Annotated in this window: 8 protein-coding genes and 1 riboswitch; of the genes, 2 read left to right on the top strand and 6 right to left on the bottom strand. The window is 51.9% G+C overall.

What is annotated here, in order from left to right:
* Window positions 1–178 precede the first annotated feature (178 nt).
* Window positions 179–313, top strand: a riboswitch (cyclic di-AMP (ydaO/yuaA leader).
* Between the two features lie 5 nt (window positions 314–318).
* On the top strand, window positions 319–972 hold the full coding sequence (locus O9139_RS00805; RefSeq protein ID WP_270877539.1) for a CAP domain-containing protein: 654 nt from the start codon (window positions 319–321) through the stop codon (window positions 970–972).
* A gap of 77 nt (window positions 973–1,049) precedes the next feature.
* Here the strand turns inward: O9139_RS00805 and O9139_RS00800 are convergent, their stop codons facing one another.
* The gene (locus O9139_RS00800) at window positions 1,050–3,986 is read right to left on the bottom strand and encodes a bifunctional diguanylate cyclase/phosphodiesterase (protein ID WP_270877538.1); all 2,937 of its coding nucleotides are present in this window, start codon (window positions 3,984–3,986) and stop codon (window positions 1,050–1,052) included.
* 179 nt (window positions 3,987–4,165) lie between these two features.
* On the opposite strand from O9139_RS00800, the gene O9139_RS00795 reads away from it, so the two are divergent.
* Entirely contained in the window at window positions 4,166–6,439 is a 2,274-nt protein-coding gene (locus O9139_RS00795) for a PAS domain S-box protein (RefSeq protein ID WP_270877537.1), read from the top strand.
* Between the two features lie 74 nt (window positions 6,440–6,513).
* Here the strand turns inward: O9139_RS00795 and O9139_RS00790 are convergent, their stop codons facing one another.
* The 5 genes from O9139_RS00790 to O9139_RS00770 form a co-directional block, all read right to left on the bottom strand.
* On the bottom strand, window positions 6,514–6,936 hold the full coding sequence (locus O9139_RS00790) for a VOC family protein (protein WP_270877536.1): 423 nt from the start codon (window positions 6,934–6,936) through the stop codon (window positions 6,514–6,516).
* Window positions 6,937–7,129: 193 nt separating this feature from the next.
* Entirely contained in the window at window positions 7,130–8,662 is a 1,533-nt protein-coding gene (locus O9139_RS00785) for a solute symporter family protein (protein WP_270877535.1), read from the bottom strand.
* A gap of 3 nt (window positions 8,663–8,665) precedes the next feature.
* Window positions 8,666–8,995, bottom strand: coding sequence for a DUF485 domain-containing protein (locus O9139_RS00780; protein ID WP_270877534.1), 330 nt, complete (start codon window positions 8,993–8,995; stop codon window positions 8,666–8,668).
* A 172-nt stretch (window positions 8,996–9,167) separates the two neighbouring features.
* Window positions 9,168–9,932: a LytR/AlgR family response regulator transcription factor gene (locus O9139_RS00775; RefSeq protein WP_270877533.1), complete on the bottom strand. Its 765-nt coding sequence runs from the start codon at window positions 9,930–9,932 to the stop codon at window positions 9,168–9,170.
* Window positions 9,907–11,673, bottom strand: a complete 1,767-nt coding sequence (locus O9139_RS00770) for a LytS/YhcK type 5TM receptor domain-containing protein (RefSeq protein WP_333742433.1) — start codon at window positions 11,671–11,673, stop codon at window positions 9,907–9,909. Before O9139_RS00770 ends, O9139_RS00775 begins: the two co-directional genes overlap by 26 nt.
* Between the last annotated feature and the right edge of the window lie 79 nt (window positions 11,674–11,752).

Genomic DNA, 11,752 nt, shown 5'->3' with positions numbered 1-11,752 from the left:
TCTCTTTTGGTTAAATACCCTATGGGGTAAAATTTATACCCTGAGGGGTATTTTTGTCAAGGTGAGATTCCCTGTCCAGACTATACATTGGAAAAATTTGAGGGGGGAACCTAGCAGATTGCTATGCTAGAATAGAACGGACTCAGAGAGACGGCCATTTGGCTTGCTTCTGAGAACACACTCATGTAGGCCGAAGCTTCAATAGTGAAGCACGGGGGACCCAACTTTGGGGTGAAGCCAACATTTTTGGCCGGGTGATTACTCTTTGACCCGAATCCGTCAGCTAACCTCGCAGGCCGTGAAAAGGGAGGATTTTTTATGAAAAAGACACTATTATCCGGTGTACTCGCGTTGAGTTTGATGGCAGGCGTGGGAGCTATGTCCGCATCCGCAGCCACTGCAACTTACACTGTGAAGAGCCAAGATACAATGTGGACGATATCGCAAAAGCAAGGCATTTCGCTGAGCACTTTGATTAAGCTGAATCCACAAGTTGCCAACCCGAATATCATCTGGCCGGGCATGGTGCTGAACGTTTCCGGCAATACTGTAAGTGGCACAACCCCGAATCCTGCAAGTCCGACAACTCCGGCGGTAAGCCAGTCCGCTTATGCTGACCAAGTCGTGTCGTTGGTGAACCAGGAGCGCGCCAAAGCTGGCCTGAAGCCGCTGACGGCAGATTCTTCTTTGTCCGCGATGGCGCTGGATAAAGCCAAAGATATGTACAACAACCACTACTTTGATCATACGTCACCAACGTACGGCTCACCGTTTGATATGATGACGGAGTACGGCATCACGTACAGCTATGCTGGTGAGAATATCGCGATGGGTCAAAAAACGCCGCAAGACGTTATGACCGCTTGGATGAATAGCACGGGACATCGTCAAAACATTTTAAGCCCGAATTATACGAAAATCGGCGTCGGCTACTATAATGGCGAATGGGTACAAGAGTTCATCGCCAACTAATAAGCATGCAAAAAAGCAATAACGGAACTTGTTCCGCTATTGCTTTTTTATATAAATAGGGTCTTTAGCGAAACGCCCTACGGCACAATCCGTGCCTCCGCAGTCGCCCCCGGCGAAGCCGCCGCCAAAAACAGCGCCTCGAATTCCTCTGCGGGAATCGGCCGGCTAAACAAAAACCCCTGAATCTCGTCGCAGTCGTATTCCGCCAGTTTTTCCAGCTGCTCGCTGCTCTCGACGCCCTCGGCCAACACCTTCATATTCAGATTGCGCGACAAGGCGATAATCGTTTTGACAATTGCCGCATCCCGCTGATCCGTGGAGATGTTCGTAATGAACGAACGATCGATTTTCAGTTTATCGATCGATAAATCTTTAATGCAGCTTAAAGACGAGAAGCCTGTGCCAAAGTCATCCATCGAGATCGAGATTCCAAGTTGCTGCAGTCTATGTAAAATCAGCCGCGTCTGTCCCAGATTAATGAGCGCCGTGCTCTCCGTAATTTCCAAATGCAATCTCGCCGGGTCGAGCCCCGTCTCCTGCAGCACTTGGCTAACAACGTCTACGAAATCAAAACGCTGGAACTGCTGATACGATACGTTCACAGAAATAAACTGCAGCGCACCGTGATCCACATGCCAACGCACCATTTGCAGGCACGCTGTCTGCAGTACCCACGTCCCCAGCATATCAATCAATCCGTATTCTTCGGCAATCGGGATGAAAAGCGATGGCGGAATAGGGCCGCGCTCCTTATGGTGCCAACGAACCAACGCTTCACAGCCAATCACCTTGTCCGAGCGGAGATCCACGATCGGCTGATAATTCAGCTGCAGCTCATCCTCCATTATGGCTTTGCGCAGCTCGCTGCCCAGCAGCCGCTTCTCGCGCAATTCTTCGCTTTGCTCGCTCTCATAGAACAAGAAGCGGTTCTTCCCCGACTGTTTGGCTTTGTACATGGCCAAATCGGCATTTTTTAACAAGGCTTCCGAGCTGTCGCCGTCTTGCGGGAACAAACTGATGCCCACACTGGTCGTAATAAATTGCTCCGTCCCCTCCAGAATCAGCGGCTCTGTGAAATAGGCGACGATCTGCTCCGCCACGTCCTTAATGTCCGTCATTTGTTCCATCTCTAAAATAACGACAAATTCATCACCGCCGAAGCGCGCCGCGATCCCCTTATTCTGAATAAGCGCCTTCAACTTAGAGGCAAACCGCTTCAGAATGTCATCCCCGACAAAATGGCCGAACGAATCATTGATTTCCTTGAAATTGTCCAAGTCCACGAACAAAATGGAAAATACTGCCTGGCTGTCATTCCGGCTGATCAGCAGCTCGTCAAGATGTCTATACAACAGCGTACGGTTCGGCAGCTCGGTCAAAACATCATGATACGCCATGAAGGTGATGCGGGCTTCGGCCTTTTTGCGTTCAGACATATTTTGGGCAATGCCATATACGCCTACAATCTCCTCATTTACGATGATTGGTATTTTTGTCACCATGAACGGGATGGCGATTTGCCCCTTCATCAGTAGCGTGAGCTCAAAGCTTTGCGGGCGGCCATGAAACGCACGTTCGATCACGCTGCGCAGCCGGTGATGGTCGCCAGGGTTCACCACTTCATAGAGCGACTGCACCTCATCTGACTGATAACCTAAGAGATCGTAGAAAACGGGATTCAGCGACAGGAACGTACCCTTAGCATCAATCGAATAGACAATCTCGGGATTGTATTGGACAAGCGAGCTGTAGCGCTGCTCCGAAGCCTCCAGCGACACATTCAGCTTGATCAGCTCATCCGTTGAAACCTGCGCCATATGTGACATCGCACGCAAAGCATCGAGCTCGCCCCATGGGTCTTGGGTCTCTTCCTGTTCCTGCACAAGCCGCACTGCCTCTGGCTTCGGCATTTGCGTATTTTCGGACAGCACAAGCAAAGTCATGGAGTGGTTGATCACCATATTTCTCCGTTCATGATGATAAAACTCCCCGGACGTAAAAAAGCCAATATTCGGGCCTATCTGCTGCAAAGGTGACAATTCGTAGCCGATCGAATTGAACATAAAGCTTTTCCGCGCTGTGCACGAATAGATGAGAATCGCTTCAGCCGTAATATCCCGCAGCGTCTCAATCAACTGTTTGGAGCCCTCGACGATAAGCTCCGGGTCACCGAACCCAAACCTGACAACCTCGCCTTCATACAAATGCCCCGATACCGTCACGGAGCCGTCTTCATGAACCGCGAGGACGTCCCGGCAAATATCAATGCCGTTGCGGCTGAGGATCAGCGGGAATTGCGTGCTTTTTGTGGTAATTTGCGTCGCTATTTTCTCACCCAAATATTTGCGGTACAAGTCAACGACCGGCATGCCGTCTATCGCGTAAATGCGATTGCCTTCAGCCCGCGTCACGACGAGCCTTTTTCCAACTGACTTCCAGTTCAAGCTATATTGGTTATGAACTTGTAAATTTTCTCCAGATAAAGCAACACCGACAGCACCCTGCTCCATAACGCCATCTTTGGTAAACAGCACCGTTTGTCCCTGTTGGTTTAAGGAAATTCCCCCGGCCAGCACAACATGCGGTGCAATGGACTCAACGCCCTGGACAAAATCCTCAGAATTCGCAAGCGTGCTTGTGAAAATGATCATCGCCTGGGTGTCCGCCCCTGTTAATCGGGCGGCCAGCATCTTTCCGTTGTCATAGCAGTCTCGATCCGCTATAAAGGGGAATAGCACACTATCTAAAGCAGCTTGTTCAAATTCAATAAAGGACAGCACAGTCCCGCTTTCACACATCTCGCCATCCAAAATTTGTCCTTCAGAGGCGCATCCAATGCAAGTTGCTTGAGGCAAACGTGTATGTAAGAGTCCGATTAAACGGTGAATCGGATCTAGCTGAACGATGCTGGTATAAACTTGTATAAGCAGCCGCTTGGAGTCTTGTATGTCATTCATATCGATCCATGATAGCAAATGAGCGGGATCTTGGTACAGAAGCTGATGGACTCTCAAGACGACACCTCCTTTTGTTTCTCTAACTAACGAAATGATCGTAAACATGATTCGCCATCTTTTTACAAATTCCTGCAAAAATACCGGATTCCCCAAGCTAAAAATCATAGATAATAAAGGGATATATTGGGATTGTGTCGAATCTTGACGAGAACAACCAACATGATCAGGAGGATATCATGTCCATTAAGGTGAAACTCACCCTTTGCATATCTCTGCTTGTTGCCACTATTCTCGTGTTGAATTTGACCATCTACTCCATCAGCACCAAAGAAGGCTTGAAAAAGTCTGCGGAGCAGCAAATGCTCACGATCGCGGACCAGCTCAGCACCACGGTCGAAGTGACACAGCAGGCACGTCAAGCGATGGAGGATACAACTGCTGAAAAGCTGCGGGCTGCCGCCATCGCCGCGCAAGCTGAGCTGAATCCCGATATTGCCGGCGTGACCAACGAACAGTTGGTAGCGCTTAGCGCCAAGCTTGGCGTCGACCACATCTCCCTTTGGACAAAGCTGCCTGACAACGACATCGTCGTCTTACGTTCATCCAATCCAAAGGAAATTAACCTAAGTTCTAAAACATGGGATTACTGGTACACGGCTTTTTTACAGCTTTTTACCCTTCATGAGGTCACGGTTTCTCAAGGGCGGAAACTCCCGCATTATTGGTCCGGTCCGATTAATTTCGCCACTTCCGATCCGTCTGACATCAATAAGTGGGGCTACTATTACGACGGTACGACGAACTATATGATCGATCCGTACATCAATGCCACAAGCATTCTGGACTTTCAAAAGATAGAAGGCTCGGAAGCCGTCATTCAGAAGATGATGAAGGAAAACGCCAGTATTCTTGAAATAACGGGCTTTAATCCGCAGTTTTTCGGTAAACAGCCGATTATTAAAATCAAACAAGGCATTCCTGTCCATAATCTCGACGTGCGGGATATTATTTTCGGGAGCTATCGCTTTACCGATGAAGAGAATGATGGGATCCATCTCCAGCAAGCCATCGTATCCGGGAGCAGAAATATAACCGAGAGTCGGATTGACGGAAAAAATGTGCTGAAAAGTTTCATTCCCGTACACGCGGCTGAACCTTATGTCATCGGCATCACCTTTGATCTGAGTTCGCTAACGAACGTGCTGAATCACCATCTTTTCATCCTTGGCATGATATCGCTGGGACTTCTCCTATTCTCCATGGTTACCAGTTATTGGCTAGCGGGATTTATGATCCGGCCGATCCAGAAGATTTTGGATACTGTTAATCTGGTCGCCAAAGGCCAGTTTGACAGCTTCATTCCGGGCCGTCGCAAGGACGAGCTCGGCCTGCTGGCCGCTCAAGTGAATACGATGACCAGCAACTTGCATCGCTATACGACAGAGCTGAGCGAAGCGGCGGATGAATTGCGCACGACCAAAGAGTACTTGGAATCGTTCTTCAATCAAACGTCCGACGCGATACATGTCTCTGATTTGCAGGGCCAGGTATGGCAAGTGAATCAGGCTTTTGAACGCTTGTTCGGCTGGTGCCATGAAGAGGTATGCGGCAAGCCGCTGGATAATATTCCTGCCGATCAGCTTGCAGCTACCGAGGAACAGGTGCAGAAGATGCTGCAAGGCGAAGCGGTGACCGACTTTGAAACAGCGCGATATATGAAGGATGGCCGATTGATTGATGTAAGCATCACCATCTCCCCGATCCGGGATGCGCACGGTCATATTGTCGCCATCGCCTCGATTTCCCGCAACATTACAGTCAGGAAGCAGACCGAGGAGGCGCTGCGGAGATCGGAGAAGCTGTCAGTCGTCGGCCAGCTCGCCGCAGGCGTAGCCCACGAAATCCGCAATCCGCTGACGACGCTCAAGGGCTTCGTACAGCTGCAGAAGATGACCGGCTCGCTGAAAGCCAGCCAGCTGGATATTATGCTCTCCGAGCTCGACCGCATCAACTTTATTGTGAGCGAGTTTCTAGTGCTCGCCAAGCCGCAAGCCGTACAATTCCAGCTGACCGATATCCGCGACATTGTAAGCCATGTCGTGAAGCTGCTGGAATCGCAAGCGAGCCTCGATAACGTGGAGATCGAATTGACCATCAGTCTGGAACCAACGGACGTGCCGCTGATCCATTGCGAAGCGAATCAATTGAAACAAGTGTTCATCAACGTGCTCAAGAATGCGATGGAAGCTATGCCAGACGGCGGCAAAATTCAGATTGACCTGATGGCGCCAGACCCAAAAAGCTTCATGATCCGGATCATCGACCAAGGATGCGGTATTGTGGAGGACGAGATGAGCCGAATCGGTGAACCGTTCTATACGAATAAAGTGCATGGAACCGGCCTGGGGCTTATGGTCACTCAGCGCATCATCAACAACCATAAAGGCACCTTTGCCCTCCGGAGCAAACCGGGTGAGGGGACATGCGTGGAAATCGTGCTATTTAAATAACGAAGGGCGCCCCTAAGCGTCAGCAGATGCTGCTGCTTAGGAAGCGCCCTCTTTGTTGAGCGTGACCAGCTCACTTACAGCTGGTTGTCGCCAGTACTCTGGAAGAACTCGAGAATTTCACCGTTCAGCCCTTTGACGAAAGCGATGCGCACCGGCGTAGGCGGATTATTGCCCAGCACCGCATCCTTTGGCGCTACCGTTACGACCGCGCCTGCGGCTACGGCCGCTTCAACGGCTGCATCCACATTGTTGCTGCGGAACGCGACGTGGAAGTAAGAGCCTTCCGGTCTCTCTTCGCCGGAACCGCCTGCAAACACTTCCATATAATTTCCATCGCCGCTGTCGAGCAGCACAATACGCTTGTCCCCTTCGCCCCAGCCGTTTACTTCTTTGAAACCTAAGCCCTCGGTATAGAACCGCACCGTCGCTTCAAAATCATTTGCGCGGAGCGCAACGTGGTGAAAACCACCGCCACCGATTTTTTCATTTGTACCCAACCGCTTCGCCTCCTCATAACCTTGTGATTGTCTCACCTTCAGTATAAAGGATTCCCGAAAGCCAGGAAATGAGTTACAAAAAGGTAAGTAGCTTAACCGCAGGAATTTTCAAAAAAAACAGCTCCCCTGTGCAGCGCTTCAGTCCTTTACTTGGCTGCGGCGCTATCCAGGTAGAGCCTTTTATAAGAGTCACTTATAATGTTTCTTGAATGCCTGTATTCGCTCTGACGATGATCTCGTCATACTTCACATCATCGCGCTTCGAGGAGAACAGCGTCCCGACCCAGGCGCCTATGAAGCCGAGCGGAATGGAGATGATGCCCGGATTCGTCAGCGAAATTAACGGTGTACCGACGAGAATCGCTTTACCGGCTGTAGGGTCCCAGACGTTCGGGCTAATGATTACGAGCACGAGCGCGCTGATCAGGCCGACAAGCATCCCGGTCACAGCGCCGACAGTGTTGAATCTGCGCCAGAACACCGTGAATACAAGCACGGGCAAATTCGCGCTCGCCGCTACGGCAAAAGCCAAGGCAACCAGGAACGCGACGTTCAGCTTCTGCGCATACAAGGACAGAATGATGGATACGATAGCCACGCCGACGGACGCCAGCTTCGCTGAGCGGACTTGCTCCTTCTCCGTCGCCTTCCCTTTGCGGATGATGTGCCCGTAGAAATCGTGAGCAAAGGCGGAAGCTGCGGATAACACCAGACCGGCCACGACCGCCAAAATGGTCGCAAACGCTACAGCCGAAATAAAGGCGAACAAGAAGTCCCCGCCCAGCGCTTTGGCGAGCAGCGGTGCCGCCATGTTGCCTGCGGCATTGGCTTTGACGATGACATCTTTACCCACGAAGGCGGCTGCCCCGAACCCGAGGAACAGCGTCATCACGTAGAACAAGCCGATAATCCAGGTGGCGACCACGACAGATTGTCGCGCTGTCGGCGCATCCTTCACCGTGAAGAAGCGGATGAGAATATGCGGCAGGCCTGCCGTGCCCAACACCAGCGCCAGATTGAGCGAGATCGTATCCAGTCCATTCGTAAACTTATTTCCCGGGTAAAGAAACGCCTCTTTGAGCGGCGTCGCCGTCCGCATCTGATCGAACATATGCATCAAATTGAAATCAAATTTGGCAAACACGATCAAGGAGATGATAAACGTGCCCGCCATCAGCAGCACGCATTTGATGATTTGCACCCAGCTCGTTGCCGTCATCCCGCCGAATACAACGTACACCGTCATCAGTGCGCCGACAATCAGCACGGATGTGGTGTAATCCAGGCCCAAGAGCAGCTTGATCAGTGCGCCCGCCCCAACCAATTGCGCAATCATATAAAAAATCGAGATCGTAATTGAATTCAGCGCAGCTACACCGCGCACCTTTTTATCGTCAAACCTGGCGGCAATCATATCTGCCATCGTATATTTACCCAAGTTGCGCAAGGGCTCCGCAATCACATACAGCACGACTAGATAAGCGACAAGAAAACCGATGCTGTAAAAAAAGCCGTCAAAGCCGAACAGCGCCACCATCCCGGCGATCCCGAGGAAGGATGCCGCTGACATGTAGTCGCCCGCGATGGCCAGACCGTTTTGCCAGCCGCTCAGACCGCCCCCGGCCGTGTAGAACTCACTCGTTGTTTTCGTCTTTCTGGCTGCATAGTAGGTGATGACCAGCGTTCCGGCCACAATAATCAGGAATAATAAAAATGCCGTATTCATCGCTTATCCCGCCTTTCGCTCATTCCTATTAGATTCGACTTTAATCTGTTCGGCCAAGCGGTCAAACTCGACAGCTTTACGCGAATAAAGCCAACACAGCACCCAGGTCATAATAAATTGCGCCGAAGCTAACAACCACGCCCACGTGATAGCGCCGAACGCTTTTTCATTCAGTACTTTCGAGTAAGAGGTCATAATGGGCAGGATAAAATAAAAAATGAGGAAGAACAGCGTCATCGGCACGATAAACCGCTTTTTTTTAGCCATCAGCCTAGTGAACGGTTCCGATCTAACAATTTCACTGTAAGGATTCGTTTTCAGTTGCTCCTTCATCATACCCCTCCTGTGAGATCAAGCTTAATCTCGCGAAATTATGTAAGCGCTTTATCATTGTAGCATGAGCAGCTGCTCTAAGACGGCAATCCCGCTCGAAATGTCGTCTATTCTTCCTCAAATTCAAAAAAGCAAGCATGAACAGCAGCTTGCTTCGTTCAGCCTGCGAAGGTCAATCCCCCTGCAGCCGTCGCATCAGTTCCTTTGCCGCCACCCTGGACAAGGGGATGCGATCGCGCCGGGCATCTTTGAGAATCACGTTGTAGGCGCCGTTAAACCACGGCTCGATTTCATCAATCACGTCGATATTGACCAAATAACTGCGATGCGTGCGAAAAAAAGCATATAATGTCAGCTTTTCCTCCAGCTCCTGCAGCGTCTGCCTGGTCGTGTAGATCTGCCCCTCAGTCATATGAATCTGCGTCAGCTTCTCCTCTTTCACCGCATAGCTGATCTTCACGGGATCTACGACCGCCATGCGGCTGCCGTCATCGATCAGCAGCTTCGGCTTAACCGCTGCGAAGGCGCTCTTCGGGATATCTGCAGGCTGCCCTAATGCCGTATCTTTGCCTGGGGAAAGCCGCAGCTTGCGGATTTTTTGCAGCGTTTGCCGCAGGCGCATCTCGTCGTAAGGCTTGAGCAAATAATCGGCGGCCTCCAGCCTGAACGCCTCCACGGCATATTGCTCGTACGCCGTCGCAAACACAATCAATGGCCGATGCTCCATCTGCATGAGCTGCTGCGCCGTCTGCACGCCATCGAGCCCGGGCATATGGATATCAAGAAACACGACGTCAGGCCTATACAGCTGAGCTTGCTCAAGCAGCTCTATACCGTTAGCGGCATAAGGAAGAAGCTCGACATCCCGTTCCTGCGAAAGCAAATAAAGAAGCTCATCGCGTGCAAGCCGCTCATCTTCCGCGATCATAACCTTCATGCCGGATATCCCTCCTCTCGTCTGGTTGATAAGGAATGGTACATGCAATGAGCGCACCGCCCTCCGGCGGATTGGAGAATCGCAACCGTGCCTCCGCTCCAAACAGATGCACCAGCCGTCTGCTTACATTGTAAATCCCTATCCCCGTGCTATCGCCGCCCGTGATCGGGGATTCACCCAAAGCATCGAGCAGCTCGGCTGGAAAGCCGTTGCCGTTATCTCTCACGCTCATATGCACGCCCTCCTCTCCGCGCAGCAGCTCAACGCGGATCTCACCACGGTCGGTTCTGCCTTTGAAACCATGCTGGATGCTGTTCTCCACCAACGGCTGCAGCGTAGACGGCGGCAGGACGACGCGCCCTTCCAGCCCGTTCTCGCAATAACACTCCACGAACAGCTGGTCCTCAAACCGGATATTCACGATGTCGAGGTACGTCCGCAGATGCTCCAGCTCTTTGTACAACGGAACCAGCTTGGACTGGTTCATCGTCAAGTTCATCCGCATATAACTGCCGAGCTGCACGGTAACCCGTCTCGCCGCTTCCGGCTGCACGCGAATCAAAGTGACAATGGCCCCCAGTGTGTTAAACAAAAAATGCGGGTTAATTTGCGCTTGAAGCGCTTTCAATTCGGCATCCTTCATCAGGCTCTTTAACTGCTCGGCCATGGCGATATCGAGCTGGATCGAGATCAGCTTGCTGAGCCCTCTGGCAAAAGCGATCTCGACTGTGCGAATTTGCCTCACGCTTTGATAATACAGCTTGATCAAGCCAGCCACCTGCCCTCCGCTGCGAAAAGGCACAATAATTGCAGCACCGATGGCCGGATGATGCGGCTGAATATCTTCTCTGGACTTGGCGATGTGAATCTCGCCTGTCTCAATCGCTTGTAGCGATAACTTCGTCTTAATTCGCTCCCCTTGAAACCGTTTCGTCGTCCCGATGCCGACCTGGGCCAAAATCTCCTGCGTATCCGTAACGGCAACGGCGACGGCGTGCAGCTCACGGCGCAAAATATTTGCGGCCGACTCCGCAGTCTCGCTGGTAAGCCCTTGCTTGAGATAGGGCAGCGCCATCTCGGCAATATGCAGCGCCCGCTGCGTCTCCGAGGCCGCCGCCCGTTCTTCTTCGCGAATTGCCGCCAATATCATCGCGACAAAGATCCCGACGCCGATGCTATTGGCTATCACCATCGGCACGCCGATCAGGTCGACGGTTGCGATCGCAGCAGCCGATGATTCATTCACAATGAGAATGACACCCATTTGCAAAATCGGCGCAAACACACTGATAAACAGCGCCTTAATCGGCGCAATCACCCGCTCTTCCGCGAAAAAGCGTGCGACCAGGCCGGCCAGAAGGCCGATGACTGGTGTCGACAGCGCATCCGCCGCCCCCGTAACGCCGCCCAGCCAGAGCGCATGCAGGCCGGAGATCAGGCCGGCTCCCGTGCCGACAGACACGCCGCCGAGCAGCCCCGCCATCATGACGCCGATCAAGGCCGAGTCGGCCATCGCTTCGTCCGGTTCCAGCCGGGCAACCAGAAAGGTCGAATCCAGCTCGCCATGCTGGATCAAAATCCCCGCATACGTCCCGCCGATGCTGATCAGACCGAAAAACAGCGAGAACGTGACCCCTGTCCGCCAATCCAGCCGCCGATCAAGCAAATAGCGGAATTGCGGAATGCGCGTCACAATAAACGTGATCAGCAGCAGAATGCCCATTCTTTCACTCAGAAGCAAAGTGAGCTGCTCCAGCCGTATCCCCTCCTATTCGGTCATCGCATCCCTTTCGTTCACATTAGTCAATGTTATTCGCCTT

It is taken from the genome of Paenibacillus aestuarii (assembly GCF_027789125.1).
Taxonomy (GTDB): Bacteria; Bacillota; Bacilli; order Paenibacillales; family NBRC-103111; genus Paenibacillus_E; species Paenibacillus_E aestuarii.
This window is presented reverse-complemented; position numbering and strand designations above follow the sequence as displayed.